Annotated in this window: 27 protein-coding genes; 18 read left to right on the forward strand and 9 right to left on the reverse strand. The window is 67.4% G+C overall.

Annotated features, from left to right (window positions below):
- The first annotated feature begins 18 nt into the window (after nt 1-18).
- From ffh to H4W27_RS04400, 14 genes are all read left to right on the forward strand, one after another.
- Nucleotides 19-1,626: a signal recognition particle protein gene (gene ffh, locus H4W27_RS04335; protein WP_192594840.1), complete on the forward strand. Its 1,608-nt coding sequence runs from the start codon at nt 19-21 to the stop codon at nt 1,624-1,626.
- Nucleotides 1,627-1,826: 200 nt separating this feature from the next.
- Nucleotides 1,827-2,249, forward strand: a complete 423-nt coding sequence (rpsP, locus tag H4W27_RS04340) for a 30S ribosomal protein S16 (protein ID WP_192594841.1) — start codon at nt 1,827-1,829, stop codon at nt 2,247-2,249.
- Nucleotides 2,250-2,263: 14 nt separating this feature from the next.
- Nucleotides 2,264-2,506 (forward strand): RNA-binding protein, encoded by a 243-nt coding sequence (locus H4W27_RS04345; RefSeq protein WP_036476533.1) that lies wholly within the window; start codon nt 2,264-2,266, stop codon nt 2,504-2,506.
- A gap of 19 nt (nt 2,507-2,525) precedes the next feature.
- The gene (gene rimM / locus H4W27_RS04350; RefSeq protein WP_192594842.1) at nt 2,526-3,110 is read left to right on the forward strand and encodes a ribosome maturation factor RimM; all 585 of its coding nucleotides are present in this window, start codon (nt 2,526-2,528) and stop codon (nt 3,108-3,110) included.
- Between the two features lie 14 nt (nt 3,111-3,124).
- On the forward strand, nt 3,125-3,871 hold the full coding sequence (gene trmD, locus H4W27_RS04355) for a tRNA (guanosine(37)-N1)-methyltransferase TrmD (RefSeq protein WP_192594843.1): 747 nt from the start codon (nt 3,125-3,127) through the stop codon (nt 3,869-3,871).
- A 207-nt stretch (nt 3,872-4,078) separates the two neighbouring features.
- Nucleotides 4,079-4,474: a 50S ribosomal protein L19 gene (rplS, locus tag H4W27_RS04360; protein WP_192594844.1), complete on the forward strand. Its 396-nt coding sequence runs from the start codon at nt 4,079-4,081 to the stop codon at nt 4,472-4,474.
- Between the two features lie 121 nt (nt 4,475-4,595).
- On the forward strand, nt 4,596-5,228 hold the full coding sequence (gene lepB, locus H4W27_RS04365; RefSeq protein ID WP_192594845.1) for a signal peptidase I: 633 nt from the start codon (nt 4,596-4,598) through the stop codon (nt 5,226-5,228).
- A 55-nt stretch (nt 5,229-5,283) separates the two neighbouring features.
- Nucleotides 5,284-5,946 carry a signal peptidase I gene (lepB, locus tag H4W27_RS04370; protein WP_318782139.1) on the forward strand — a complete coding sequence of 221 codons (663 nt, stop codon included), beginning with the start codon at nt 5,284-5,286 and terminating at the stop codon, nt 5,944-5,946.
- A 126-nt stretch (nt 5,947-6,072) separates the two neighbouring features.
- Nucleotides 6,073-6,741 carry a ribonuclease HII gene (locus H4W27_RS04375; protein WP_318782140.1) on the forward strand — a complete coding sequence of 223 codons (669 nt, stop codon included), beginning with the start codon at nt 6,073-6,075 and terminating at the stop codon, nt 6,739-6,741.
- A 143-nt stretch (nt 6,742-6,884) separates the two neighbouring features.
- The gene (locus H4W27_RS04380; RefSeq protein WP_192594848.1) at nt 6,885-7,265 is read left to right on the forward strand and encodes a YraN family protein; all 381 of its coding nucleotides are present in this window, start codon (nt 6,885-6,887) and stop codon (nt 7,263-7,265) included.
- Nucleotides 7,266-7,270: 5 nt separating this feature from the next.
- Nucleotides 7,271-8,854 carry a YifB family Mg chelatase-like AAA ATPase gene (locus H4W27_RS04385; protein WP_318782142.1) on the forward strand — a complete coding sequence of 528 codons (1,584 nt, stop codon included), beginning with the start codon at nt 7,271-7,273 and terminating at the stop codon, nt 8,852-8,854.
- Nucleotides 8,855-8,904: 50 nt separating this feature from the next.
- Nucleotides 8,905-10,257 carry a DNA-processing protein DprA gene (locus H4W27_RS04390; RefSeq protein WP_192594850.1) on the forward strand — a complete coding sequence of 451 codons (1,353 nt, stop codon included), beginning with the start codon at nt 8,905-8,907 and terminating at the stop codon, nt 10,255-10,257.
- Nucleotides 10,258-10,266: 9 nt separating this feature from the next.
- Nucleotides 10,267-11,238, forward strand: coding sequence for a tyrosine recombinase XerC (locus tag H4W27_RS04395; RefSeq protein WP_192594851.1), 972 nt, complete (start codon nt 10,267-10,269; stop codon nt 11,236-11,238).
- Nucleotides 11,239-11,387: 149 nt separating this feature from the next.
- Nucleotides 11,388-11,894 carry a DUF3145 domain-containing protein gene (locus H4W27_RS04400; RefSeq protein ID WP_192594852.1) on the forward strand — a complete coding sequence of 169 codons (507 nt, stop codon included), beginning with the start codon at nt 11,388-11,390 and terminating at the stop codon, nt 11,892-11,894.
- Between the two features lie 197 nt (nt 11,895-12,091).
- Here H4W27_RS04400 and fabF read toward each other — a convergent pair whose 3' ends face one another.
- The 6 genes from fabF to aceE form a co-directional block, all read right to left on the reverse strand.
- Nucleotides 12,092-13,351, reverse strand: coding sequence for a beta-ketoacyl-ACP synthase II (gene fabF, locus H4W27_RS04405; protein WP_192594853.1), 1,260 nt, complete (start codon nt 13,349-13,351; stop codon nt 12,092-12,094).
- 146 nt (nt 13,352-13,497) lie between these two features.
- Nucleotides 13,498-13,743: an acyl carrier protein gene (locus tag H4W27_RS04410; RefSeq protein WP_192594854.1), complete on the reverse strand. Its 246-nt coding sequence runs from the start codon at nt 13,741-13,743 to the stop codon at nt 13,498-13,500.
- Between the two features lie 102 nt (nt 13,744-13,845).
- Complete coding sequence (locus H4W27_RS04415) at nt 13,846-14,850, reverse strand: beta-ketoacyl-ACP synthase III (RefSeq protein ID WP_192596422.1); 1,005 nt, start codon at nt 14,848-14,850, stop codon at nt 13,846-13,848.
- Between the two features lie 123 nt (nt 14,851-14,973).
- Complete coding sequence (locus tag H4W27_RS04420; RefSeq protein ID WP_192594855.1) at nt 14,974-15,897, reverse strand: ACP S-malonyltransferase; 924 nt, start codon at nt 15,895-15,897, stop codon at nt 14,974-14,976.
- A gap of 91 nt (nt 15,898-15,988) precedes the next feature.
- The gene (locus tag H4W27_RS04425) at nt 15,989-17,164 is read right to left on the reverse strand and encodes a PucR family transcriptional regulator (RefSeq protein ID WP_192594856.1); all 1,176 of its coding nucleotides are present in this window, start codon (nt 17,162-17,164) and stop codon (nt 15,989-15,991) included.
- Between the two features lie 187 nt (nt 17,165-17,351).
- Nucleotides 17,352-20,090: a pyruvate dehydrogenase (acetyl-transferring), homodimeric type gene (gene aceE / locus H4W27_RS04430; protein ID WP_192594857.1), complete on the reverse strand. Its 2,739-nt coding sequence runs from the start codon at nt 20,088-20,090 to the stop codon at nt 17,352-17,354.
- 243 nt (nt 20,091-20,333) lie between these two features.
- Here aceE and H4W27_RS04435 point away from each other — a divergent pair, with 243 nt between their 5' ends.
- Nucleotides 20,334-20,810 (forward strand): DUF3052 domain-containing protein, encoded by a 477-nt coding sequence (locus tag H4W27_RS04435; RefSeq protein WP_318782143.1) that lies wholly within the window; start codon nt 20,334-20,336, stop codon nt 20,808-20,810.
- Between the two features lie 46 nt (nt 20,811-20,856).
- Nucleotides 20,857-21,345: a redoxin domain-containing protein gene (locus H4W27_RS04440; protein WP_192594858.1), complete on the forward strand. Its 489-nt coding sequence runs from the start codon at nt 20,857-20,859 to the stop codon at nt 21,343-21,345.
- Here the strand turns inward: H4W27_RS04440 and H4W27_RS04445 are convergent.
- From H4W27_RS04445 to H4W27_RS04455, 3 genes are read right to left on the reverse strand one after another with little or no spacing between them, the layout of a single operon-like run.
- Complete coding sequence (locus H4W27_RS04445; protein ID WP_192594859.1) at nt 21,304-22,314, reverse strand: COX15/CtaA family protein; 1,011 nt, start codon at nt 22,312-22,314, stop codon at nt 21,304-21,306. The genes H4W27_RS04440 and H4W27_RS04445 overlap by 42 nt on opposite strands.
- A gap of 8 nt (nt 22,315-22,322) precedes the next feature.
- Nucleotides 22,323-23,084: an ABC transporter permease gene (locus H4W27_RS04450; protein ID WP_192594860.1), complete on the reverse strand. Its 762-nt coding sequence runs from the start codon at nt 23,082-23,084 to the stop codon at nt 22,323-22,325.
- Nucleotides 23,081-24,055 (reverse strand): ABC transporter ATP-binding protein, encoded by a 975-nt coding sequence (locus H4W27_RS04455; protein ID WP_318782144.1) that lies wholly within the window; start codon nt 24,053-24,055, stop codon nt 23,081-23,083. Before H4W27_RS04455 ends, H4W27_RS04450 begins: the two co-directional genes overlap by 4 nt.
- 195 nt (nt 24,056-24,250) lie before the next feature.
- On the opposite strand from H4W27_RS04455, the gene H4W27_RS04460 reads away from it, so the two are divergent.
- Both H4W27_RS04460 and sufB read left to right on the forward strand, forming a co-directional pair.
- Entirely contained in the window at nt 24,251-25,225 is a 975-nt protein-coding gene (locus tag H4W27_RS04460; protein ID WP_192594861.1) for a helix-turn-helix transcriptional regulator, read from the forward strand.
- On the forward strand, nt 25,222-26,679 hold the full coding sequence (sufB, locus tag H4W27_RS04465; protein WP_192594862.1) for a Fe-S cluster assembly protein SufB: 1,458 nt from the start codon (nt 25,222-25,224) through the stop codon (nt 26,677-26,679). Before H4W27_RS04460 ends, sufB begins: the two co-directional genes overlap by 4 nt.
- Nucleotides 26,680-26,699: the final 20 nt, after the last annotated feature.

Below are 26,699 nucleotides of genomic sequence, written 5' to 3' on the forward strand. Positions count from 1 at the left end.
TCAAGGGACATACCTGACGTGTTCAACTCCCTCTCCGACCGCCTGAGCGCCACCTTCAAGAATCTCCGCGGCAAAGGGCGGCTGTCCGAGGCCGATATCGACGGCACCGCCCGGGAGATCCGGCGCGCCCTGCTCGACGCCGACGTCGCAGTGCCCGTGGTCCGCGAGTTCATCGCCAAGGTCAAGGCGCGCGCCCTCGGCGCCGAGGTCGCACAGGCGCTGAATCCGGGCCAGCAGGTCGTCAAGATCGTCAACGAAGAGCTCGTCGGCATCCTCGGCGGGAAGACGCGTGAGCTCGCGCTGGCCAAGCAGCCGCCGACGGTGATCATGCTGGCCGGGCTCCAGGGCGCGGGCAAGACGACCCTGGCCGGCAAGCTCGCCCACCACCTGAAGAGCCAGGGCCACACGCCGATGCTGGTGGCCTGTGACCTCCAGCGGCCCAACGCCGTCAAACAGCTCCAGGTCGGCGGCCAGCGAGCCGGGGTTCCCGTGTTCGCCCCGCACCCCGGCGTCTCCTCCGAGACCGAGTCGGCCACCGGCGATCCGGTGAAGGTGGCCACCGAGGGTCTGGCCGAGGCACGCGCCAAGCTTCACGACGTGCTGATCATCGACACCGCCGGCCGGCTCGGCGTGGACGCCGAGCTGATGCGTCAGGCGGCGGACATCAAGGCCGCCGTCGGGGCCCACGAGACGCTCTTCGTGATCGACTCGATGATCGGCCAGGACGCCGTCAACACGGCACAGGCCTTCAACGAAGGCGTGGACTTCACCGGCGTGGTGCTGACCAAGCTCGACGGCGACGCCCGCGGCGGTGCGGCGCTGTCCGTAGCCTCGATCACCGGCAAGCCCGTGATGTACGCCTCCACCGGCGAGGGCCTCAAGGACTTTGAGATCTTCCACCCGGACCGCATGGCGCGACGGATCCTGGACATGGGAGACATCCTCTCCCTCGTCGAACAGGCCGAGGCGAACTGGGACCGCGGCGAGGCCGAGAAGATGGCCAAGAAGTTCGCCGACCAGGAGGACTTCACCCTGGACGACTTCCTCGGACAGATGCAGCAGCTGAAGAAGATGGGTTCGATGAAGAAGCTGCTGGGCATGATGCCCGGCGCGCAGGGGATGCGTCAACAGCTCGATCAGTTCGACGAGTCCTCCATCGGTCGTGTCGAAGCGATCATCTATTCGATGACTCCCTACGAGCGCAACGTCCCCAAGGTGATCAACGGTTCACGCCGCGCCCGCATCGCCAAGGGTTCCGGCGTCCACGTCTCCGAGATCAACCAGCTGCTGGAGCGGTTCACACAGGCGCAGAAGATGATGAAGAAGATGGCCTCCGGAGGCGGAATGCCTTCGATGCCCAGCGGTGGCGGCGGGATGCCGTCCATGGGCGGCATGCCCGGCATGGGTGCCGGCGGCGGAGCCTCCAAGAAGCGCAAGCAGCAGGCCAAGCCGAAGAAGAAGTCAGGAAACCCGGCCAAGGCCGCACAGGAGGCACGCGAGGCGGAGCTCAAGCGGCAGGAGGGAGCGGCCAAGCGCATGGACGGCTCCAGCTTCGGCGCCGGCTCCAAGGATCTCAGCCCCGAAGACCTCAGCCTGCCCAAGGGATTCGAGAAGTACCTGCGCTGAGCCGCCCGCCGCGCGGGTCAGATCGCGTGTTTCACCGATCTCTGGCACAATGAGCAGGTACTTTGTTCGGTGGCGGGCACCCTCTACACCCGCCGCAGGGACAATGTTCTGAAGTGGTCGCATCGACTGTGCAGCACGTCCCCACGCAGCCTGATGCCTGACCGCGCCCCTGAAACAAGAAACAGGAGTGGACCACTCAAGTGGCTGTAAAAATTCGTCTGAAGCGCATGGGCAAGATCCGTGCACCGTTCTACCGTGTTGTCGTCGCCGACTCCCGCACCAAGCGTGACGGCGCCGCCATCGAGCAGATCGGCAAATACAACCCCATCGAAGAGCCTTCGCTCATCGAGATCGATTCCGAGCGTGCCCAGTACTGGCTCTCCGTGGGCGCTCAGCCCACCGAGCAGGTGCAGGCGCTGCTCAAGATCACCGGTGACTGGCAGAAGTTCAAGGGCCTCGAAGGCGCTGAAGGAACTCTGCGGACCAAGGCTCCGAAGGAGGAGTTCGTCGCTCCTTCCAAGGGCTCGGTCATCCAGGAGAAGTCCAAGGCTCCGGCCGCGGCTCCTGCAGAAGAGTCAGCTGAGGCTCCGGCCGAGTCTGCTCCGCAGGAGAACGCAGAGTAATCATGGGAGATGCAGTGCTGAGTGACGCGCTCGAACACCTGGTCCGCGGAATCGTGGACGCGCCCGACGACGTCGATGTCCGCCGCAAGGGCGGGCGTCGCTACGACGTCCTGCAGGTTCGCGTTCATCCGGATGATCTCGGCCGAGTGATCGGCCGGGCCGGGCGCACCGCGAAGGCACTGCGCACTGTGGTCTCCGCCCTTCCCGGCGGTGGCGATGTCCGCGTGGACGTGGTCGACACCGACCGCAGCCGCTGACGGATACGAGGATCACTGAATGACTGCTGGCGCTGAAGGCCAGAAGGCATCTGGGACCGACCCGCAGGCTCTGCCAGATTCGGCAGAACGCCTGCGGGTCGCTCGCATTGGAAAGCCCCACGGGATCCGCGGGGAGGTCACCGCCCAGCTCTTCACCGATGAGCCCGAGGCGCGGCTGGCCCCGGGCGCGGTCCTCATCCGGATTCCCGGAGACGAGACCTCCGACCGGACCACCACCCTGCTCACCGTGACCCGCCAGCGGTGGAACAAGAGCGTCTGCCTCCTGGACTTCCGCGAGGTCACCGATCGCAACGGCGCCGAGGCGCTGCGCGGCTCCACCCTCTACGTCGAGGCCCCCTGGCAGGAGGATCCCGAGGAGGAGGGCTGGTACAGCCACGAACTCGTCGGATTCACCTGCCTGGACACCGCGGGCCTGCAGCTGGGCACGCTCAAGGAGCTCATCACCGGAGCTGCCCAGGACCTGCTCGTGATCACCTCGGTATCCGGCGAAGAGGTCATGGTGCCCTTCGTCGAGGAGATCGTCCCCGAGGTCGACGTGGAGAACAGGCGCATCCTGCTGGATCCGCCGGCCGGTCTCTTCTGAGAGCCCCCGGCGCCATGCGGATCGACCTCGTCTCGATATTTCCAGAGTTCTTCGACGTCCTCGACCTGTCCCTGATCGGCAAGGCCCAGCGCGAGTCTCTGCTGAGTCTGCATCGACACCAGCTCCGGGATTTCAGCTTCGACAAGCACCGCAGCGTGGACGACACGCCCACCGGCGGCGGTGCGGGCATGGTGATGAAGCCGGAGCCCTGGGCCCTCGCCCTCGAACATGTCCTGGCGCAGCGTCCCGCAGCTGAGATCGCGACCGCCGAGGCGCCGCGACCCATACTGATCGTGCCCACCCCGGCGGGAGAGCTCTTCACGCAGCGCACCGCCGAGGATCTCGCGACTGCGGAGCATCTCGTCTTCGCGCCCGCCCGCTTCGAGGGGATCGACCACCGGCTCCTGGACTGGGCGCAGGAGGACTTCGACCTTCGGCCCATGTCCATCGGCGACTATGTGCTCAACGGAGGCGAGGCCGCCGTCGTCGTGATGGTCGAGGCGATCACTCGGCTGATCCCTGGGGTGATCGGAAACCCCGAGTCCCTGGCGGAGGAGTCGCACGCCGACGGGCTGCTGGAGTACCCCGTCTACACCAAGCCGGCACGCTGGCGCGGTCGCGACGTCCCGGAGATCCTGCTCTCCGGAGACCACGCCAGGATCCGCGACTGGCGGGCCGAGCAGCAGGACGTGCGCACTCGCCGGATCCGTCCCGATCTGTGGGCCAAGCACGTGGTCGCACAGGAGCAGAAACTGACATAGAATTGACCACCGTGCCTGCTGGGCGGCTTCATCTGCCATAGGGGATGACCGTCAACAGACAGGCCGCCGGAGGGGGAATCGTCTCCATCCGGTAGCTCACGCTTTGACCTGCGCCGGACTCCGGCGTGCTCGGCGCCTCGTGCGCTGACCGTTCAAGAGGTCGCAACCCGGGCGAGTGACCTGTGGCAGTCGTCCTAGGAGAAACACATGCATAAGCTCGATTCCGTCGATTCAGCAAGCCTGCGCAAAGACGTCCCCGACTTCGGTCCCGGTGACACCGTCAGCGTGCACGTGAACATCATCGAGGGCAAGAACACCCGTGTCCAGGTCTTCAAGGGCTACGTCCTTGGTCGCCAGGGTCACGGCGTCGGCGAGACCTTCACCGTCCGCAAGGTCTCCTTCGGCGTCGGCGTGGAGCGCACCTTCCCGGTGCACTCCCCGGTGACCGAGAAGATCGAGGTCTCCGCCCGCGGTGACGTGCGTCGCGCGAAGCTGTACTACATGCGTGATCGCCACGGCAAGGCTGCACGCATCAAGGAGAAGCGCGAGTCCACCATCGCCCGCCAGCAGGGCGAAAAGGTCGAGGAAGTCACTGAGGCCTGATCTGCGGATCAGCTTCGGCGCTCAGCGCTGACGGCCCGCACGGCATATGAACACTGCAGAGAACCCCGCGCACGGCGAGCATGACTCGTCGGCTCGGGGTTCTCGGCGTCTCAGGCTCTGGATGGCCGTAGTGGCCGCCGCGGTGATCGCCGTGGTGCTCGCAACCGGGCTGCGCATCGCGGTCATCGATGTCTACACCGTCTCCCAGGTCTCGATGGCGCCCACACTGGCTGACTCCGAGCGGATCCTGGTGGAGAAGGACTATCCGGGGGAGCGCGACGTCCAGCCCGGGGATGTGATCGTCTTCGACGGCGAGGGTTCATTCACCCCCTACGAGGGAAGCAGCTCGACCCTGGCCCAGCTCGGCTCACGCATCGGTCACTGGTTCGGTCTCACCGCGCCGCCGGCCACGTACGTGAAGCGGGTGTTGGGCACCGGTGGAGACGTGATCGCCTGCTGCGATGACTCGGGGAGGCTCAGCCTCAACGGGGAGCCGCTTGCGGAGCCGTACCTGGGCCGCGAGGTGACCGCCACGGCACCTGCCTCGGAGCAGAGCTTCGAGGCCGAGGTGCCGCAGGGCAGGGTGTGGGTGATGGGGGACAACCGTGAGGAGTCCATCGACTCCCGAGCGCTGCTGGGCGCCCCCGGCGGAGGTATGATCAGCGAAGACCGCATTCTGGGCCGCGTATCCGGTGTCTTCTGGCCCTGGAGCGAGCGACGAGATCTCCAGGAGGCCGGCTATCAGCAGCAGTGAGAACTCCTCTGTTCCAGTTCCCGAGCGTCGGCGAGATCGACGACGACGGCGACCGGTGCGCAACCCGGCCGCGGCGTTCCTGATCGAGATCGTCACGATCCTCGTCATCGCCCTGGTCATCTCCTTCGTGGTGAAGACCTTCCTGTTCAGGGCCTTCTACATCCCCTCAGAGTCGATGGAGCCCACACTGCAGGTCGATGACCGGATCATCGTGAACCTGCTTGCTCCCGGGGTCATGGAGGTGGAACGCGGCGACGTGGTCGTGTTCGAGGACACCCGTCAGTGGTGGGGCGCTGCCAGCACCGTGGAGACCAACGTGTTTCAGGACGCGATGATCTTCGTGGGGCTGCTGCCGGACACCTCCTCGCACTACGTGGTCAAACGCGTGGTGGGCCTCGGCGGTGACGAGGTGGAATGCTGCGATGATCAGGGTCGGATCATGGTCAACGGCGAACCCATCGAGGAGCCGTATGTGTTCCCCGGAGACTCGCCCAGCGAGGTGGAGTTCTCTGTGACCGTGCCCGAGGACCATATGTGGGTCATGGGGGACCACCGCAGCAACTCGGCGGACTCACGCTCCCACCTGGACGAATCAGATACAGGGGCTGTGCCTCTGGAGGATGTCATCGGACGCTCCGCTGCAGTGATCTGGCCCTTCGAGAACTTCGGCGGCGGCGGGTCCGCGCGAGACCCGTTCGACTCCGTTCCCGCGCCGTGAACGGCGCGAGATCCATGAGCGCGGTGACTGAGATGACTGCCATGACCGACATGACTGTCATAACCGACATGGCCGACATGACTGCCATGGGCGGCGTGGCCCGCCTGGATGCCGGAGGGGAGGCCCGTGCCTGAGAACGCCACCCTGCTGCCGGAGCTGGCCATCGCCGCCCGTCGCGGGGTCCGCTACATCGCGGGGGTCGACGAGGTCGGCCGCGGAGCGCTGGCGGGTCCGGTGAGCATCGGCGTGGTGGTGCTTGATCTGGCCCACCCGGTCTTCGCCCAGACGCCAGAGTCCACCGGCGTCTGCACACAGCTCGACGGCGTGCGCGATTCCAAGCTGCTGACCCCTGCCGCGCGCGGACGCTGGCACCCGCGGATCTGCGAACATGCCGCCGCCTACAGCGTGCAGCACCGTCAGCCCCGCGAGATCGATGCGCTGGGGATCAACGGCGCTCTGCGGGCCGCAGGACTGGCCGGGCTCAACGCCGTGGAGGTGCAGCTCGGCAGGTCCCTGGACGCCGTGATCCTCGACGGTTCCCATGACTGGCTCACCCACGGGGCCTCCGCGCGGATCCAGACCATGGTCAAGGCAGACATCAAGGCGCTCTCGGTGGCCTGCGCCTCGGTGCTGGCGAAGGTGGAACGAGATCGACTCATGGAGCACCTCGCCGTGGATCACCCCGGCTACGGGTGGAACTCCAACCGCGGCTACGGCTCGCAGGGTCACCGGACCGCACTGGCTGAGCTCGGTGTCACTGACCAGCACCGCCTGAGCTGGAACCTCGGCGTCTGAGCCGCCCACGGGTTCGCCTGGCTCCGAGTTTTCCCCAGCCGGCCCGGCGCCCTCCTCCCTGCGCTTCCCATGCACAGACGCAGTGCGCGCGACGCGGCTTGCCACAGCGGTGAGGATGCTGGTGCTCCAGGAGAGGAGCGCCGATGCGAGCCAAGGACGTCACCGGTCGGGTGGGCGAGGAGATCGCCGCCGAGTATCTCAGCGAGCAGGGCCATGTGATTCTTCAGCGCCGCTGGCGGACCGCGCGCGGTGAGATCGATCTGATCACCCGCGACGGCGAGCAGCTGGTGGCGGTGGAGGTCAAGACTCGTCGGGGAACCGGCTACGGCCACCCCTTCGAAGCGGTGGATCCGCGCAAACTCGGGAGGCTGCACCGGCTCCTGCTGGAGTACTGCGCCGCGGAACGCTGCCTGCACGCCCCTCGGCGGGTGGACGTGGTCGCGGTGCTGCTGAGCAGCGCCGGAGCGCCGCACGCGCACCAACACCTCGTGCGCGGACTGGAGCACCTCAAGGACGTGCGCTGATGGGGATGGGCAGGTCTCGGGGCGTGGTCCTGGTCGGCATGGACGGACGCCTGATCGACGTGGAGGCCGACATCGGCCAGTCTCTGCCGGCCTTCATCCTGCTGGGTCTGCCGGACGCCTCGCTGCGGGAGAGCCAGGACCGCATCCGGTCTGCAGCCAAGAACAGCGGAATCGAGCTGCCAGCGCGTCGGCTCACCGTCAACCTGTTGCCGGCATCGCTGCCCAAATCCGGGTCCGTGCTGGATCTCGCCATTCTGATGAGCGCCTGGGCCGCCGACGGCAAGGTGTCGGGCACCGAGAAGGTCGTCTTCCTCGCGGAACTGGGCCTGGACGGCAGACTCCGCCCGGTGCGCGGGGTGCTGCCCGCCGTGGCCGCCGTGCACGCCGCCGGAGCAGAGACTGTGGTCGTGGCCGAGCAGAACGCCCAGGAGGCCGCGCTGGTGCCGGGCATGACGGTCCTCTCTGCGAGACACGTGACCCAGGTGGCGGCCGCCTATGCGATCGGGGACCTGCAGACGAAGATGCGCGAGGCGCCCGGCCTCGACCGCTGGTCCATGGCCGCGGACAGCACGAGTCCTGCCTCCGCGGCAGATCCCCGGGACGAGGGCTCGCGCGATTCCGGCGGCGGGGCTCCAGACCTCGCGGAGGTGCGCGGTCAGCAGGAGGCGAGGTTCGCACTGGAGCTGGCCGCTGCGGGTGGACATCATCTGCTGCTGATCGGGGCGCCTGGAGCGGGCAAGACCATGCTCGCGGAGCGGATGGCGGGCATCCTGCCCCCGTTGGACGACCAGGCGGCGATGGAGGCCACCGCCATCGAGTCCATCTCTGCGGAGCCCCGGGCGGTGACCCGCCTGCGCCGGACCCCGCCGTTCCAGGCGCCGCATCACAGTGCGTCGATGGCGGCCATCGTCGGGGGAGGAGCGCGGATCGCTCGCCCGGGTGCGGCCACACGTGCCCATCAGGGGGTGCTGTTCCTCGATGAGGCTCCCGAGTTCCCGCGGCACGCGCTGGACGCCCTGCGCCAGCCGCTGGAGACCGGGCAGATCTCTCTGCACCGCGCGGCGGGCAGTGTCACCTACCCTGCGCGCTTCCAGCTGGTGCTGGCAGCGAACCCCTGTCCCTGCGGGCTGAACGTCGGGTCGGGGAGCCGCTGTCGATGCTCGGTGGCTCAGCGGCGCAGCTACATGGCCCGGCTCTCGGGACCGCTGCTGGACCGGATCGATCTGCAGATCCAGGTGGATCGCCCGCGTTCTGCCGCAGACGCGCTGGGACCTCCCGGGGAGTCATCCGCCCAGGTGCGCTCACGGGTGCTCGCGGCCCGCGAGGTTCAGGGACAGCGTCTGGCGCCCTGGGGGCTCAGCACCAACTCACAGGCATCGATGCAGCTGCTCACCGGTGAGCTGCGCCTGTCCGGACGTGCCACGGCCCATATCGATGCGGCACTGGACCGGGCGGCCATCTCACTGCGCGGCTACGTGCGGGTCCTCCGCCTCGCCTGGACCATCGCCGATGTCTTGACCTCCGCGGAGCCCGGCCCGGACGAGGTCGACGTCGCGCTGCAGCTCCGGCAGAACGCAGACCGGCGCTGAACCGCCGGCGCCGAATCCGGATGTCACACCCAGATGAACCGAGGAGACCCATGACGCAGAAGGACAGCATTCCCCGGGCTGCACAGGCCGTGCCCGAGCTTCGAAGGATTCGCGCTGAGCTCTCCCGGCTCATCGAGCCCGGTGACCTGCTGGCCGGCGTCGCTGTCGAGCTCCTGGGCGCAGAGGTGCTGCATGACCTGATCACCTCGGATCGCGTGCTCTCCCGGCGGCAGGGCGCCGAACTGGCCGCATCTGCGGCATCGGCCGGCCTGGGGCCGCGGCAGCAGTCTCTGGCGGCCGGGCTTCAGCGGTGGCGGACCAGGCGGGACCAGCTGCACGGCCAGCGGGACATCGACGCCATGGCGAGATTCTCCGGAGGCATCCTGATCCCCGAGGACCCGGACTGGCCGGCCCAGCTTCGGGACCTCGGGCCCGCCTCGCCCGTCGCCCTGTGGTTCCGGGCCGGGGAGGGACTCTCCGATCGGGAGCGCCTCGACCGGCTGCCGACGTTCACCCGTGCCGCGGCCATCGTCGGCTCGCGGGAGATCACCGACTATGGCATCCGCATCACGGCCGAACTCACCGAGGAGCTGGTGCAGGCGGGCCTGTGTCTGATCTCGGGAGGCGCCTATGGGGTCGATGCGGCGGCACATCGGGCGGCCCTGCGGAGCGCCGCAGAACGCCGTGCGGAGTCAAGTGGCGGTCATGCGCTCAGTCAGCCCCACAGGCCGACGCCCACGATCGCGGTGCTTGCCGGTGGACTGGACCGGCTCTACCCGGCGGGCAACGAGGGTCTGCTCCAGGAGGTCTCTGCCGCCGGCATGCTGCTCAGTGAGATGGCACCCGGTTCGGCCCCCACCCGGCACCGGTTCCTCCAGCGCAATCGCCTGATCGCGGCCCTGGGCATGATCACCGTGGTCACCGAGGCGCGCTGGCGCAGCGGGGCACAGTCCACCGCGCACCACGCGCTGACGCTCGGCCGGCCGGTCGGAGTGGTCCCAGGCAGCGTGTTCTCAGCCTCCTCCTCGGGCTGCCACCGCCTGCTGAAGGAGACGCCGGCGCAGGTCGTGACAGATGCGGCCGATGTCCTGGCACTCGCGGGGGGCCTGGCCTCCGTGGAGCCGGCGGCTCACCCCGTGCTTCCGATGGACGTCGCGAAGGCGCCGGGGAGAGGCCACCCGCAGGACGGACTCACCGAGGCGCAGCGGCTGCTCTATGACGCCCTTCCCGTGCACGGGCTGAGCAGTCCGGCCAAGCTCTCCGGAGTGGCCGGGCTGCCGCTGCCCAAAGTCCTGGCCGAACTCAGCAGGCTCCAGCGCTCCGGCCGGGCCCGCACCGTCAACGGGCAGTGGGGACGGGCACCAGCGGCGCGGAGCCGCCCGGGCCTGCCGACTCCGTCGTAGACTGCGGCCATGGAGATTCCGCCTGAGGACGTCGCGAGCACCGAGAAGGCGGCGCCGCCGCCGGCGGAGCCGATCCTGATCACCTCCTTCCTCGCGCACCTGCGGCATGAGCGCGGTCTCTCCGCGCAGACCATTCGGGCTTATCGCAGCGACCTCCGCCAGCTCGACCAGCAGCGCGGACCGCTGGAGCACATCACGCTGACGGGGATACGGACCTGGCTGGGGGAGCTCCATCAGGCCGGCCTCTCCCGCAGCACCTTGAACCGCAAGACGGCCTCGGTGCGTGCCTTCACCGCTTGGGCGCACCGCCGTGGACATCTGAGCGAGGACCCGTCCGTCCGGCTGCGGACCGCAAGACGCAGCACGCACCTGCCCGATGTCCTGCAGCATCAGCACGTGGACCAGCTGACCGCCAGCCTGGCCCAGCAGGCCCGGGACTCGGCGCAGACCGAGGACCAGGATCCAGCGACGCATGCGCTGCGGCTGCGAGACGCCGCCATGGTGGAGCTGCTCTACGCGACCGGGATGCGGGTATCGGAGCTCGCCGGCCTGGACCTGGCCTCCTTCGAGACGGGACGACGCATGGTCAGGCTGCTCGGCAAGGGCAACAAGGAGCGCATCGTGCCCTATGGAGTCCCCGCAGAGACTGCCCTGCGCCAGTGGTTGGAGCAGGGGCGGCCCCGCCTGGTCTCCGTACAGACCGGCCCCGCGTGCTTCCTGGGGCGCAGGGGGGCGCGGATCGACGTCAGGACCGTCCGCCGCGTCGTCGACCAGCAGCTGAGCCGCATGGGGACCACGGCGGCCAGAGGCCCGCATGCGCTGAGACACACCGCGGCCACGCACCTGCTGGAAGGTGGGGCTGATCTGCGCACGGTCCAGGAGCTGCTGGGACATGCCTCGCTGAGCACCACACAGCTCTACACACATGTCACCATCGACACGCTCCGCGACGCATACGGACAGGCCCATCCCCGCGCCTGAGCGTCGGAATCGCCGCGGATCTGTTAACCTCGGTATTGTTGGACTTCGCACGGGACTGTTAACCTTGTGCAGAGATTCATCACCATCAGCCATCTGGCTGCTGTCTGGTCGTAGGGGAAGACGTACCAACAGCACAGTGGAGGATGGATATGTCTGAAATTACGGCCCGAGGTGTGCTTCACATCCATTCGGCGCCTGCTGCGCTCTGCCCGCACGTCGAATGGGCGGTGTCCTCGGCAGTCGATTCCCGCGTGGACTTCACATGGCACCCTCAGCCCGCCGCGCCCGGGGACTTCCGCGCCGAGCTCTCCTGGGAGGGCCCCGCCGGACTGGGCGCAACCCTTGCCTCGGCGCTGCGCGCCGTGAGCCACCTTCGTTTCGAGGTCACCGAGGACCCCTCACCCGGCTGTGACGGTGGGCGCTGGTCCCACACGCCTGAGCTCGGCATCTTCCACGCCACCACCGATGTCCACGGCAACATCGTCGTCTCCGAAGACCGCATCCGATACGCCTATGAGATGGGCGCCGGGGACCCTTCAGTGGTCTACCAGGAGCTGTCTCTGGCCCTGGGCGAGGCCTGGGACGAGGAGCTCGAATCCTTCCGCCACGCAGCCGAGGGCGCCCCGGTGCGCTGGCTCCATCAGGTGGTCGGCTGACGCCGGTGCTGACGAGCAGGCGGCGACCTCCATCGCACCCTGGCGCGTCACCCTGAGCCGACACAAGACTTGCCGCACAGAGCCCTGAGTCAGGGCCATCGCTTCCCAGCCGCGGCAGCTTCCTCGTGAAGCAGAGAAGACCCCCGCGGGGGATCCGTCCAGGATCCTCCACGGGGGTCTTCTCGTCTCTGTCCCGCTCAGTAGCTGCGGAAAGCGGCCACGGCGTTGTGGCCGCCGAAGCCGAAGGAGTTGCACAGCGCGACCTGCTGCTCGTCACCGAGATCACGGGGCGTGCCCGTGACCACATCCAGCGGCATCTCCGGATCCTGGTTGTCCAGGTTGATGGTCACCGGGGCGCGGCGCTCGTGCAGCGCCTTGACGGTGAACACCGATTCCACCGCGCCGGCGGCGCCGAGCAGGTGTCCGGTCTGGGACTTCGTCGCGGAGATGCAGATGTTCTCGAGGTGATCGCCGAAGACTGACTTCAAGGCGTAGTACTCGGGCTTGTCACCGACGGGAGTGGACGTGGCATGGGCATTGACATGGGTCACCTCGCTCAGCTCCGCCCCGGCGGAGTCCAGCGCCCGGCGCAGGGCCCTGGAGGCTCCCAGGGCCTCCGGATCCGGAGCGGTGATGTGGTGGGCATCGGAGGTGACGGCTGAGCCCGCGAGCTCGGCATAGATCGTTGCTCCGCGGGCCTTGGCGTGCTCCTCGGTCTCCACGACCAGGGCACCGGCACCCTCGCCCATGACGAAGCCGTCGCGGTCTCGGTCATAGGGACGTGAGGCTGCGGCTGGATCGTCATTGCGCTTGGAGAGCGCCTGCAGAGAGCTGAAGGCGGCCATGGGGAGCGGGTGGATGGCGGCCTCGGTTCCACCGGCGAGGACGACGTCGACGTCCCCCTTGCGCAGCATCTCCAGAGCCAGATCGAGTGCTTCCACTCCCGAGGCGCACGCCGAGACGACCGTGCGCGCCCCGCCTTGGGCGCCGAGGTCAAGACTGATGGCGCCCGCTGCGCCGTTGGGCATGAGCATGGGCACCGTCATCGGCATCACTCGGCGAGGCCCGCGCTCGCGCAGGGTGTCCCAGCTGTCCAGCAGGGTCCATACGCCGCCGATTCCGGTGGCGAAGGACACGGCGACGCGCTCTGGGTCCAGGTCATAGTCCTCATCCCCGGGGCGCGAGAGGCCCGCGTCGGCCCAGGCCTGCCGCGCGGCGACCATGCCCAGCTGGGTGGATCGATCCATCCGCCGGGTCTCGGGCTTGGACAGCACCTCGGCGGGCTCGACCGAGACCTCCCCGGCGAAGGTCACCGGCAACTGGTACTTCTCGACCCAGTCGTGTTCCAAGGTCTTGGCTCCGGCGGTGCCGGCGAGGGCGTTCGTCCACGAGGTCTGCACGTCGCCGCCAATGGGAGTGGTGGCGCCGAGACCGGTGATGACAAGACGACGGGTCATGGATCTACCTCAATGAGAGTGGGAGAGCAGGATATCGGGGGAATGAAAGCGGGGGAGGGGTGCATGCCGTGCGGCCGCGGAGAGGGCTGTATGGACGGGAGGGCCGCGGCGAGGCGCCGAGACCCTCCCGTCCAGTCAGGACTGGATCAGCCCTGCGCGTTGGCGATGAAGTCGACGGCGTCGCCCACCGTGGCGAGGTTCTTGACCTCTTCGTCGGGGATCTTCACGTCGAACTTCTCTTCAGCGTTGACCACGATGGTCATCATCGAGATCGAGTCGATGTCCAGGTCCTCGGTGAAGGACTTGTCCGACTGGACCTCTTCCACCTCGAGTCCGGTCTCTTCGTTCACGATCTCTGCCAGGCCTGCGAGGATCTCGTTCTTGTCAGCCATATCAGCGGCTCCTTTTCATTGGGTTGATCTGCGTGCAGCGGGTCATGCTGAGCTCCTCGTGCGGATCTCAGGTTCAGCGGGGTCCTCAGGTGTGGCGTTCGGCTATGGCAGCCGGATGACCTGCGTGCCATAGACGAGCCCGGCTCCGAAGCCGATCTGCAGAGCAAGACCGCCGGAGAGTTCGGGGTTCTCCTTGAGCAGGCGGTGCATGGCGAGCGGGATCGACGCAGCGGAGGTGTTCCCCGCGTCGACGATGTCGCGACCGACCATCACATGTTCAGGAAGCTTGAGCTGTTTGACCATCTCGTCGATGATACGGATGTTCGCCTGATGAGGGACGAAGGCGACGAGGTCATCCGCGGTGATGCCTGCGGCATCCAGGGCCTGCTGTGCGACCCGGGCCATCTCCCAGACCGCCCACCGGAACACCGTGGGTCCGTCCTGGCGCAGCGTGGGCCAGTAGCGGTTCTCGACGTCGAGCAGCTCGGTGGGATCCTGCGTGTCCCGCGCACGGGCGAGGGCATCACGGAAGTTCAGCAGTGAGCTGTCCATCGCCACCGCCTCCCACTTCTCGCCGTTCGATCCCAGGATCGAGGGCGAGATGCCCGGAACCTCGGAGGGACCGATGATGGCGGCTCCTGCGCCGTCGCCGAGCAGGAAGGAGATGGTGCGCTCGTGGTTGTCGATGTAGTCGGAGAGCTTCTCCACGCCCACGACCAGCACATAGGGGGCCAGCCCGGAACGGACCATGGCATCAGCCTGGCCGATTCCGTAGCAATAGCCTGCGCAGGCGGCTGAGATGTCGAATGCTGCGGCAGGGGTCGCACCGAGGCGATGAGCGAGGTCGGCCGCCGCTGAGGGAGTCGCGTAGGGGTGGGTCACCGTCGCGACGATCACGCCGCCCAGCTGGTCTCCGGAGATCCCGGCGTGCTCCAGCGCCTCTCGGGCCGCACCTTCGGCCATGTCGACCACGGAGACGCCTTCGGGCGCCCGGTGCCGAGTCTTGATGCCCGTGCGCTGCTGGATCCACTCATCGGAGGAGTCGATCCACTGGCAGATCTGCTCGTTGTCGACCACGATCTCGGGGCGGTGGGCGCCGAGACCCATGACACGGGTGCCCGCAATGGCTGCGGGTTGGTTCAGTGCGACTGTCACGTCAGGAGCGTCCTTTGATGATCAATGGGTGTCTGTGCTGGGGGAGCCTGGATACAGCGTATCGGGCACATCGGCTCAACCAGCGTGTTCGACGATGAATTCCTGCGCGGCGGGAACATCCTCAGGGGTCTTGATCGCCAGAGACTTCACGCCCTTCAGTCCGCGCTTCGCGAGCCCCGTCAGGGTGCCTCCGGGCAGCAGCTCCAGGATTCCGGTGACCCCGGCGGCGGCCATGGACTCCATGCAGAGGTCCCAGCGGACCGGGCGCGTGACCTGGTCGACCAGTCGCTGCAGCGTCTCGGTGCCGCTGTCCAGGTGCGTGCCGTCGAAGTTGGAGAGCAGCCGCGCGGTCGGGTCTGTGACCTCGAAGTCCGCCACGGCTGTGCTCAGCTGCTGCTGAGCCGGGGCCATGAACTGGGTGTGGAACGCCCCCGCGACCTTGAGTGGGATGACCCTTGCGCGCGCCGGGGGTGCAGTCTCGAGTGCGGCGATCCTGTCCACCTCTCCGGCGGCGACGATCTGTCCGGGTCCGTTGACGTTGGCCGCCGTGAGCCCGGCCGCCGCGATGGCCTCTCGGACCTCGTCTTCGACGCCGCCGATGACTGCGGCCATGGACGTCGGAACCTCGGCGGCGGCGACCGCCATCGCCTGGGCGCGGACCTTGATCAGCCGCATCGCCTGGGTCTCGGTCAGCACACCCGAGAGCACGGCCGCGGGAACCTCTCCCACGGAGTGTCCTGCATAGATCACGCGCTCGGGATCCAGTGAGTCCAGGTCCAGTGCACGGGCGCTCAGCAGGGAGGAGGCCACGATCAGCGGCTGGGCCACGGCGGTGTCTCGGATGGTGTCCTCGTCAGAGGACGTGCCATGGGTGAGCAGATCGGTCTCGCAGGCCTCGGCATAGGCGTTCAGCGTGGCGCGGGAGGCCTCGTCACTGATCCACTCCGTGAGGAAGCCTCGGGTCTGGGACCCCTGTCCGGGGCATACGATCGCAAGCACTAGTCCAACTTCCCATATCGAAGCGCATTTACACGGGGCACAGGCGCACCAAGCCTCGCGACCACCTTTGTGGATACCCTACAACGCGGGCTCACAGCCGGCCGACGGCCAGGGCCGTCTGCAGCACGTAGGCATCCCGAGGCACCACGGGGTCCCATCCGGTGATGTCGGTGACCCGGCGCAGCCGGTAGCGCACAGTGTTGGTGTGGACGAAGAGCTCCCTGGCCGTGGCCTCCAGCGAGTGCCCCGCTTCGAGATACGCGGTGACGGTCTCCAGCAGGCCGTTGCCCGAGGCTTCCAGCACGTCGAAGATCACGGTCTTGAGCACGCTCTTGGCCGTCTCGTCCCCGCAGAGCGCGCGCTCCGGGAGGAGATCCTCTGCGGCCACGGGGCGCGGAGCCGAGGTCCAGGCCTGCGAGGCGGTGAAGCCGGTGAAGGCCGCCAGAGCGCTCTTATGGGCCTGGCTGATCGAGCCTTCGAAGCTGGAGAACACGACCTGGCCGGGCCCGAAGCGGGGCAGGATCCGCTCCAGGCCCGCGGCCAGATCCGTGGTGCCGCCCAGCAGCAGCATCAGCCGGTCGCCCTGCACGCCGACCACTGCGTCCGCGGCGAAGCGCACGCACTGGCGCCTGAGCTGAGACATGAACACCGCATCCGCCTGGTCCGGAGCCTCCCCGACGACGACCACCACGCCCTGATGGCTGCGCCACCCGACTGCGGCCGCCCGGGAGGCGATCTGCTCCGCAGGCTCCCCGCGCAGCACCGCATCCACCAGCAGAGCCTCCAGGCGCGAGTCCCAGGCTCCGCGGGACTCCGCTGCCCGCGCGTAGACATCGGCGATGGCGAACGCCACCTCTCGGGAGTAGCGCAGGACCGCCTCGAGCATGAGCTGCTGGTCCTTGAGGGGCATCAGCCCGGGGAGTCGCTGCTCCACAGCCTCAACGATGCTGCGGATCAGCTGCAGCGCCCGCTGCAGCGAGATGGTGCGCATGAGGTCCGTGGGGGCGTGTCCCAGCAGTTCGTTGACCAGCGGCAGGGACCTCGAGCTGGGATTCTCCAGCCACGTGACCAGACCGCCGATGCCGCGCTGGGCGATGAGTCGCAGGGAGGCTCGCTCGTCCGTGCTGAGGTGGCGGTACCAGGTGAGGGTCTCCTCCAGGTGGCCGTTGACCTCATTGGTGAGGTTTCCGGCGTCGGAGCGCAGTATCTCCAGCGCCTCCCAGGAGACCGGCACAGGGCCCGGCGCGATCGGAGCAGATGCAGTCATGTCCTGGAGCCTAGAGCGTGTCAGGTCCCCTCGCCAGTTGTGTGATCCCTACAAACGCCGCACCGGTGAGAGATCACCCGAGTCTGGCGCGCGAGGAGGGCCGCACAGCAGCAGAGGTCCGGAGCGTGCTGCTCCGGACCTCTGCTGATTCAGCTGTCTCGCCGCCCCCAGCGGAGCGGGCGATCACTCATCCGTCTTCAGCCACCCCGGAGGTGCCGGCGTTGACGTTGCCCAGGTCATACTTCTTCATCGCGTCCACCGGGGCGGAGGCATCCACCGAGCCCTCGTCGGCGAGCATCTGCAGGGCGCGCACCACCATGGAATGGGCGTCGATCTTGAAATGCCGCCGTGCTGCGGCGCGGGTGTCCGAGAAGCCGAAGTTGTCGGCTCCCAGGGTGGCGAAGCGGTTGGGCAGGAACTGCCGGATCTGGTCCGGGACCTGTGTGGCGAAGTCCGTGGTGGCGATGATCGGTCCCTCCGCCGACTCCATCTGCTGGGTCACGAAGGGCACCTCGGGCTCCCGCTCGGGATCCAACATTGCGGACTGCTCCACATGCAGGGCCTGGCGGCGCAGCTGGTTCCAGGAGGTCACCGACCAGACATCGGCCGAGACGCCCCACTCGTCGCCGAGGATCTGGGCGGCCTCCTTGGCCCATGGAACGGCCACGCCGGAGCCGAGGAGCTGGACCTTCGGTCCGTCCTGCTCGGAGGTGGAAAGCCTGTAGATCCCGCGCTTGACGCCCTCGATGTCCAGGCCCTCGGGCTCGGGAAGGTGCTGGACCGGCTCGTTGTACACGGTGATGTAGTACATGACGTTGTGATCGCCGTCGTGATCGCCGTACATCTCATGCAGACCGTTCTCCATGATGTGCGCGATCTCGTAGCCGAAGGCAGGATCGAAGTGCTTCACCGCGGGGTTGGTCGCGGCGAGCAGCGGCGAATGTCCGTCGAGGTGCTGCAGACCTTCGCCGACCAGCGTGGTGCGCCCGGCAGTGGCGCCGATGATGAAGCCGCGCGTCAGCTGATCTGCGGCGGCCCAGAAGGAGTCGCCGGTGCGCTGGAACCCGAACATCGAGTAGAAGATGTAGAACGGGATCATGGTCTCGCCGTGGGTGGCGTAAGAGGTGCCGGCAGCGGTGAACGCCGCTGTGGCTCCTGCCTCGTTGATGCCGGGGTGCAGCATCTGACCCTGTGGCGACTCCTTGTAGGCGAGCATCAGCTCGCGGTCCACGGAGATGTAGTTCTGACCCTTGGGATTGTAGATCTTTGCGGTCGGGAAGAACGAGTCCATGCCGAAGGTGCGGGCCTCATCCGGGACGATGGGCACGATGCGATGACCGATGTTCTTGTCGCGCATGAGGTCCTTGAGCAGTCGGACCAGCGCCATGGTGGTGGCGGCCTTCTGCTTGCCGGAGCCCTTCTTGGCCTGAGCGTAGGTCTTGGCCTCGGGCAGGATGAGTCCCTCCCCGGCGACCTTGCGCCTGGGCACCGGTCCGCCCAGTTCGTTGCGGCGCTCGAGCAGGTACTTGACCTCTTCGGAGTCCTCACCGGGGTGGTAGTACGGGACGTTGTACGGGTCTTCTTCGATCTGTTCGTCGGTGACCGGAATGCGCAGGGTGTCGCGGAAGCGCTTGAGGTCGTCCACGGTGAGCTTCTTCATCTGATGGGTCGCGTTGCGACCCTCGAAGCTGGGTCCCAGCCCGTATCCCTTGACGGTCTGAGCCAGGATCACCGTGGGCTTGCCCGTGGACTCTGCCGCGGCCTTATAGGCGGAGTAGACCTTCTTATAGTCGTGTCCGCCGCGCTTGAGGTTCCAGATCTCGTCATCGGACATCTCCGCGACGAGCTCCTTGGTCTTGGCCGAGCGGCCGAAGAAGTGCTCCCGGACGAAGGCCCCGGATTCGGCCTTATAGGTCTGGTAGTCACCGTCGAGGGTCTCGTTCATAACTCGGACGAGCTCGCCCTCGTCGTCCTGGTCCAGCAGCTCGTCCCACTCGCGGCCCCAGAGGACCTTGATGACGTTCCAGCCGGCGCCGCGGAAGAAGGCCTCCAGCTCCTGGACGATCTTGCCGTTGCCGCGGACGGGTCCGTCCAGGCGCTGCAGATTGCAGTTGATGACGAAGTTCAGGTTGTCGAGCTTCTCGTTCGCCGCGAGCTGGAGCAGGCCGCGGGACTCAGGCTCGTCCATCTCCCCGTCGCCCAGGAACGCCCAGACCTGCTGCTCCGAGGTGTCCTTGATGCCGCGGTTCTGCAGATAGCGGTTGAACTGGGCCTGGTAGATGGCGTTCATCGGGCCGATGCCCATGGACACGGTCGGGAACTGCCAGAACTCGGGCATCAGGCGCGGGTGAGGGTAGGAGCTCAGGCCGTCGGGCGCCTTGGACATCTCCTGGCGGAAGCCGTCGAGCTGCTTCTCGGTGAGGCGGCCCTCGAGATGGGCGCGAGCATAGTTGCCGGGGGAGGAGTGGCCCTGGAAGAAGATCTGGTCGCCGCCGCCGGGATGGTCGGTGCCGCGGAAGAAGTGGTTGAGGCCCACCTCATAGAGCGTGGCCACGCCGGCGTAGGAGGAGATGTGACCGCCCACGGAGATGTCGCTGCGCTGGGCCCGGTGGACCATCATGGCGGCGTTCCAGCGGAGGATGCGGCGCACGCGGCGCTCCATCTCCTCGTCGCCGGGGAAGTCGGGCTCCTGGTCCACCGGGATCGTGTTCACGTAGTCGGTGGTGGTGACCATGGGCACTTCGATGGACTTAGCCCCGGCCCGCTGCAGCAGCGTGCGAATGATGTATTCGGCTCGCTCGGTGCCGTGGAACTCCACGAGCTGGTCGAAGGACTCCAGCCATTCCTGGGTCTCCTCCGGATCACCGTCCGGGAGTTGGTTGGTCAGTCCACTGCGGATATGGGAGTTCTCTTCACCAGCGCTCACGGGTCACCTCTCAAAGGTAAGTGTCTGGGTCATGCGTTCCGTGGCCAGGGATGTGCCACGGGCGGGACCCACGAGGTCGTCTGCCACCATGGTCCGGCGGCCGATTTTCAGCTCAACTCTACCCGTTCGGGTGGTGTCGTACTTCCCCAACGGATGGGGATCCGCGTAACGTTGCTGGTGGCAGCCCCGTTCTCGGGTGGGCGCTGCGATTCAGACATAGATGAAACAGGAAGGGAACCTCAGGTGAGTCAGGCTTCTGCAGCCGAGGATCCGTCGGGCATTTCGACGGACCACAAGAACGACGCCGGAACCAATGTTGTCTCGGTAGGCGACCTGCTCCAGGAGCTTGGGCTCAAGCCCGATTCGCTGGTTCAAGAGATCGGCGTGGACGACGACGTCGACGATGACTTCCGCGACCGGCTGGAAGACCTGCTGGATGAGGAACTGATCGATGAAGACGTCCAAGAGGTGGTCGACGCCGTGCTGGTGTGGTTCCGAGACGGCGATGATGATCTCACCGACGCTCTTGTGGACGCGCTGGCGACCCTCGACGAGGGCGGAGTGCTCTGGCTCCTGACCCCGCGTTCCGGGCGCGACGGCTATGTGCCTCCTGTGGAGATCCAGGACGCGGCGCCCAATGCGGGGCTCCACGTCACGTCGTCGGCCGGCGTGAGCACGCACTGGGCGGCGACACGCCTGATGGGGCGCAAGAAGCAGTGACCCCTGGGCCGCCTGGCCCTGGGCCGGCTGTGACTCAGGACCGGCTGTGACCCGGGCGCCGCTCCCGGTGGTCGGCGAGCGTGCCCCCGACTTCCTCGGGCGCAGCCATCACGGTGAGACCGTCACGCTGGAGAGTCTCGCCGGTGCTCCGGCGCTGCTCATGTTCTACCCCTTCGCCTTCAGCAGCGTCTGTGGCTCCGAGCTGCGCGCGCTGGCGGCGAGGGGCGGACAGCTCGGAGAGACGGGCGCCACCGCGCTGGCCATCAGCTGTGACCCGGTGCACAGTCTCCGCGCCTACGCAGAGTCCCTGCGGCCTGACGATGCGGAGCTGCCCTTCAGCCTGCTCAGCGATTTCTGGCCCCATGGCGAGATCGCCGGCCGCTACGGAGCCTTCGATCCCGTGCAGGGCGCGGCGCAGCGGAAGAGCGTTCTGCTGGACTCCGAGCTCCGGGTGGCCCATCTCCAGTCCGTGCCGGCGGGGCAGGCCCGGGATCTAGACGAGACGCTCCGCGTCCTGGCGCGTCTGCACCGCTGATCCGCCCAGTCCGCGCATGACGTAGCGGGATCGATAGCTGTCGAAGACCGCTGTGGCAGCGACCACCAGCAGTGCCGCGCCGAGCATGTGCAGCCCCACCAGAATGACCGGCAGGCCGGTGAAGTGCTGGGCGTAGCCGATGCCCCCCTGGGCGAGGATCACCGCGAAGAGCCACCAGGCGCTGCGCCGCTGGGCCGGTGCGGAGGCGGTCAGGTGCTGGCGCACCAGCAGTGCGACGGCGGCGAAGCACAGCACATACACCGGAACCACATGCATCCGGGTGACGAGGTCGGGCTCGAAGAGGTGGCGGGGCGAGCCGGGGTCCCCGGCGTGGGGCCCGGTGCCGGTGACCACGGTGCCCAGGAAGACCGAGACCCAGGTCGCCCCGAGGATCACCGGCACCATGGCTGTGGCGACCGTGTCGGGGGCGCCTTCGCGCAGCGGAACTCCGAGGACTCCCGCGGGGGCATCCCGCTCGCGGGCGGTCCGCAGCTCGAATCGGACCCGGTTCAGCAGCAGGGTGGAGATCATCACCAGCGCTGCCGAGAGCAGGAAGTGCAGCGCCACGATCCAGGGATTGAGGTTCGTCCACACCGTGATGCCGCCGATCACCGCCTGCAGCGGGATGCCGGCGAGGATCGCCACGCTCATGCGGAACAGCGGGCGGTGGCTGGTGCGCAGGCGAAGCAGCGCAAAGAACATCAGCGCGCAGATCAGCACGAGCACATAGGTCAGGAGCCGGTTGCCGAACTCGATCACTCCGTGCAGGCCCATCTCCTGGGTCGCGACCCAGGACTCGGGGGTGCAGCGCGGCCATTCCGGGCAGCCCAGCCCGGACGCCGTGAGCCTCACGGCGCCGCCGGTGACGATGATGCCGATGTTGCTGACCAGCGTCGCCCAGGCCAGCGCCTTGGTGACGCCGGTGATCCGCGTTGGAAGGTTCGATCTGAACGCTTCGAGAATGTTCATGGGGAACTTCATCGCCACTTGAACCACCTTCGTGCGGCCAGAACTGCCAGGACGGCCCATCCTGCGAGTATCAGGGCTTCCAGCACAGGAAAGTTCCCCTGCAGGGACGCCGTGCGGAGACCCTCGCCCAGGGCGGCCGAGGGGAGAAGCAGCAGCAGCGCTCCGGCGTCGTCGTGGTCCAGCGGGAACACCGAACCCCCGGCTGCTCCCAGCAGCACCCAGATCACGTTCGTCAGGGCCAGAGTGGCCTCGGCGCGCACGGTCCCGGCCAGGAGCAGGCCCAGCGCGGTGAATGCAGTGGCCCCGAGCACCACGACGACGGCCAGCCACAGCAGTCCCAGCGGCTTCGGGTCCCAGCCGAGCACCAGACCTGCGCAGCCGATCACCACAACCTGCACGGCGACAACTGCCAGCACGGCGATCGCCTTGCCCATGATCAGGCCTGTGGGTCCCAGGGGAGTGGTGGAGAGGTACGCCAGCACTCCGTACTGGCGTTCGAAGCCGGTGGCGATGCCCTGACCGGTGAAGGCCGACGCCATGACGGCCAGCGCCAGCACGCCAGGGGTGATCATGTCGATGCTCGGGGTGGCGGAGGAGGTGATGAGCTCCAGACGATGCGCTCCGAAGAGCACCAGGAGCGGAAGGATCAGCGAGACCAGCAGCTGTTCCCCATTGCGGAGCACATTGCCTGTCTCGTAGAGCCCATGGGAGAGGATTCGTCGTGCCGCCGGACGCGGCGCGGGCGACAGCGGAGCGTGGAGGGTGCTCATGAGACGGAGACCTCCCAGAAGACGTCCTCGAGGGTGCGGGCTTCCATTCGAACCTCCACCGGCATCATGTCGATCTGTTCCCACCAGGCGGCGAGTTCGCGCAGCTGTCCCGGCCCGGAGAGTCCCGGGGTCATCCACGCGGCCCCGGGCCCGTTGCCGACACCGCCGTCGAGCTCGATGGCCACCGGTGCGCCGGCGATCTCGTCGCGGGTCAACGTCCTGGAGGCGGTGAAGACCATGCGGCGGCTGGGGTCGGCGGAGACCCCGGGGCCGTCTGCGGCGGTGCGGGTCAGCTCGGCCACGGTGCCGTGCCGGACGATCGCGCCGTCCTTGAGGATGAAGACCGAGTCGGCGAGCTTCTGCGCCTCTTCGAGCAGGTGGGTGGTCAGGATGATGCCCATGCCCATCTCGCGGAGTTCGCCGATGAGCTCGAAGACCGTCTGTCGGGACTGCGGATCCAGACCGGCCGTCGGCTCGTCGAGGAACACGACCTCCGGCCTGCCCAGCAGGCTGGCAGCCAGGGCCACACGCTGCTTCTGGCCGCCGGAGAGTCGACGGATCGAGGTGTTCAGGAAGCTCTCCATGTCCAGACGCTGCGCGAGATCGCTCAGCGGCCAGGGGCTCCGATGAAGCGATGCCACGTGCTTGAGCAGTGCGCGCGGGCTCACGGACTGCGGGAGCCCGCCCTCCTGGAGCATCACCCCGACGCGGGCGCGCAGGTCCGCTCCCGCGCGGAAGGGGTCTTGGCCCAGGAGCTGCACGGTTCCCTGAGAAGGATGCAGCAGGCCTTGGGCGCAGCTGAGCGTGGTGGTCTTGCCCGCTCCGTTGGGGCCCAGCAGCACCGTCACCTCGCCAGACCGGGCGGTCAGATCAACGCCCCGGAGGATCTCTGTGAGCCCTCGGGAGCTGCGGGCTGAGCCGACGGCATAGCGCACGTGGCGCAGGGTCAGACAGGGCGGTTGCTGGGGCACCCCACCAGTCTACATTTCTACGCCGCGTAGAAGATCGCAGGACAGACGCGGCGGTCCCCGGCTGCCCGCCGGTCGATCGCCGGTCGATAATAAGCCCGCCGTCAGGTCTGTCGCGGAGGTCGCTGTGTGGAAGGTCTCGGCGCACTTAGGCTCCCCTTGCTGGCGGCATTGTTCTGAATAGGTCAGAATAGAGTCATGTATTCCACCGCCTCCGCCTCTGCTGTTGCAGCTGCCGAGCACCGTGGCGCGGATGCTCCCGAGGGCCCCGCGGCGGGGTCGGCCGAGTCTTTCCCTGAGGCCGAGAGCACCACGCGGCAGCGCGTGCTCCAGCTGGTGGTCGAAGAAGGTCCCATCAGCGCCGCGGCACTGGGCCGCGAGCTGGAGCTCACCGCCGCCGCCGTGCGGCGCCACCTCGACGCGATGACGGAGCAGGGCATCCTCGAGGTCAAGAACGTCACCACCGCCCGCCGCGGCGCCGGCAGGCCCTCCCGGCGCTACGTGGTCTCGGAACGGGGGCAGCGCTCCCTCGGCGATGACTACCTCGGCCTGGTGAAGACCGCGCTGTCGCTGCTGGAGTCGAGCGGCCCGCCCGCGACCGAGGCGCCCAGAACCAGCTCGACCAGGCCCGACGCGCCCACGGTCGGCTCCACCCAGGACGCGGCCCGGGGCCTGGCGCGCGAGTACTTCGCGGGCTTCGAGCAGCGATGGGCGCGTCAGCTGAATGAGCTGGACGATCTTGATGCGCGCACCGACAAGTTGTCCCAGCTGTTCGCCGAGGATGGATTCGCCGGATTCACCCGGCTGGTCGGCCGGGACAACCCGCTGCTGGCCATGCAGTCCACCCAGCTGTGCCAGGGACACTGCCCGATCCGGGAAATAGCTGCGGCCCATCCGGTGTTCTGTGAAGAGGAGACCGATATGATCTCCCGTCTGCTCGACGTCGATGTCAGGCGTCTCTCCACCCAGGCGGCCGGTGCCCACGTCTGCACCACTCACGTTCCTGTGGGTCGCGAGAAGCTCGCCGCGGAGCAGCGGGCACGCGCTGAAGCCAGCGCCGAGGAAGAACTACAGATCAGCGCCGAAGCCGGTGCGACGAACGAGTCGCGCACGGCTACCGGTGGACGACGACGAATCGTCATCTCCCCCCGTCAACAAGAGAGGTTGTCATGACCGAACAGATCCAGCGCGAACAGGACTCCGGGGCCATCTCCGATATTCTCGAGCGGAACCCTGAGCTCCAGGGAATCGGCTCCTACGAATACGGATGGTCCGACTCCGACAGCGCCGGCGCCAACGCCAAGCGTGGCATCGACGAAGCGGTCGTGGAGGACATCTCCGCCAAGAAGAGCGAGCCCGAATGGATGCTCAAGCTGCGCAAGAAGGGCCTGAAGTACTTCCAGCGCAAGCCGATGCCCATGTGGGGCGCCGACCTCTCCGGCATCCATTTCGACAACATCAAGTACTTCGTCCGCTCCACCGAGAAGCAGGCGAAGACCTGGGAAGACCTTCCCGAGGACATCCGCAACACCTATGAGCGGCTCGGCATCCCCGAGGCCGAGCGTGAGCGCCTGGTCTCCGGTGTCGCGGCCCAGTACGAGTCCGAGGTGGTCTACCACCAGATCCGCGAGGACCTCGAGGAGCAGGGTGTCATCTTCATGGACACCGACACTGCGCTGAAGGAGCACCCCGAGTTCTTCGAGGAGTACTTCGGCTCGGTCATCCCGGTGGGCGACAACAAGTTCGCCGCCCTGAACACCTCAGTGTGGTCCGGCGGCTCCTTCGTCTACGTCCCCAAGGGCGTCCACGTGGAGATCCCGCTGCAGGCGTACTTCCGCATCAACACCGAGAACATGGGTCAGTTCGAGCGCACCCTGATCATCGCCGATGAGGACTCCTACGTGCACTACATCGAGGGCTGCACGGCTCCGATCTATGACTCCGACTCGCTGCACTCCGCAGTGGTGGAGATCGTGGTGAAGAAGAACGCCCGCGTGCGCTATACGACCATCCAGAACTGGTCCACCAACGTCTACAACCTTGTGACCAAGCGCGCTGTGGTCGACGCCGGCGGAACCATGGAGTGGATCGATGGCAACATCGGCTCCAAGGTCACCATGAAGTACCCCGCCGTCTACCTCACCGGTGAGCACGCCAAGGGCGAGACGCTCTCGGTGGCCTTCGCCGGCGAGGGACAGCACCAGGACACCGGGTCGAAGATGGTGCACATGGCGCCGAACACCTCCTCGACGATCGTGTCCAAGTCGGTGGCCCGCAACGGCGGCCGAGCCGCTTACCGCGGTCTGGTCCAGATCAACGAGGGGGCGAAGAACTCGGCGAACTCGGTGGTCTGTGACGCCCTGCTGGTGGACACGATCTCTCGTTCCGACACCTACCCCTACATCGACATCCGCGAGGACGATGTGACCCTGGGGCACGAGGCCACGGTCTCGAAGGTCTCCGAGGATCAGCTGTTCTATCTGATGGCCCGCGGCCTCGCCGAAGACGAGGCCATGGCGATGATCGTGCGTGGCTTCATCGAGCCGATCGCCCGTGAGCTGCCGATGGAGTATGCGCTGGAGCTCAACCGCCTGATCGAGCTGCAGATGGAAGGATCGGTCGGCTGACCGAGTCCCTCTGATGCAGC

The sequence above is a fragment of the Nesterenkonia lutea genome (genome assembly GCF_014873955.1).
Taxonomy (GTDB): Bacteria; Actinomycetota; Actinomycetes; order Actinomycetales; family Micrococcaceae; genus Nesterenkonia; species Nesterenkonia lutea.

Bases quoted from the DNA above. Each gene is read 5' to 3' on its own strand.
- rplS (WP_192594844.1), top strand. From the start codon at position 4,079: ATGCATAAGCTCGATTCCGTCGATTCAGCAAGCCTGCGCAAAGACGTC.
- H4W27_RS04450 (WP_192594860.1), bottom strand. From the start codon at position 23,084: ATGAGCACCCTCCACGCTCCGCTGTCGCCCGCGCCGCGTCCGGCGGCA.
- H4W27_RS04445 (WP_192594859.1), bottom strand. From the start codon at position 22,314: ATGAACATTCTCGAAGCGTTCAGATCGAACCTTCCAACGCGGATCACC.
- lepB (WP_192594845.1), top strand. From the start codon at position 4,596: ATGGCCGTAGTGGCCGCCGCGGTGATCGCCGTGGTGCTCGCAACCGGG.
- fabF (WP_192594853.1), bottom strand. From the start codon at position 13,351: ATGACCCGTCGTCTTGTCATCACCGGTCTCGGCGCCACCACTCCCATT.
- H4W27_RS04395 (WP_192594851.1), top strand. From the start codon at position 10,267: ATGGAGATTCCGCCTGAGGACGTCGCGAGCACCGAGAAGGCGGCGCCG.
- H4W27_RS04410 (WP_192594854.1), bottom strand. From the start codon at position 13,743: ATGGCTGACAAGAACGAGATCCTCGCAGGCCTGGCAGAGATCGTGAAC.
- H4W27_RS04390 (WP_192594850.1), top strand. From the start codon at position 8,905: ATGACGCAGAAGGACAGCATTCCCCGGGCTGCACAGGCCGTGCCCGAG.
- H4W27_RS04415 (WP_192596422.1), bottom strand. From the start codon at position 14,850: ATGGGTCTCGGCGCCCACCGCCCCGAGATCGTGGTCGACAACGAGCAG.
- H4W27_RS04400 (WP_192594852.1), top strand. From the start codon at position 11,388: ATGTCTGAAATTACGGCCCGAGGTGTGCTTCACATCCATTCGGCGCCT.
- trmD (WP_192594843.1), top strand. From the start codon at position 3,125: ATGCGGATCGACCTCGTCTCGATATTTCCAGAGTTCTTCGACGTCCTC.
- sufB (WP_192594862.1), top strand. From the start codon at position 25,222: ATGACCGAACAGATCCAGCGCGAACAGGACTCCGGGGCCATCTCCGAT.
- H4W27_RS04385 (WP_318782142.1), top strand. From the start codon at position 7,271: ATGGGCAGGTCTCGGGGCGTGGTCCTGGTCGGCATGGACGGACGCCTG.
- rimM (WP_192594842.1), top strand. From the start codon at position 2,526: ATGACTGCTGGCGCTGAAGGCCAGAAGGCATCTGGGACCGACCCGCAG.
- H4W27_RS04425 (WP_192594856.1), bottom strand. From the start codon at position 17,164: ATGACTGCATCTGCTCCGATCGCGCCGGGCCCTGTGCCGGTCTCCTGG.
- H4W27_RS04380 (WP_192594848.1), top strand. From the start codon at position 6,885: ATGCGAGCCAAGGACGTCACCGGTCGGGTGGGCGAGGAGATCGCCGCC.
- H4W27_RS04460 (WP_192594861.1), top strand. From the start codon at position 24,251: ATGTATTCCACCGCCTCCGCCTCTGCTGTTGCAGCTGCCGAGCACCGT.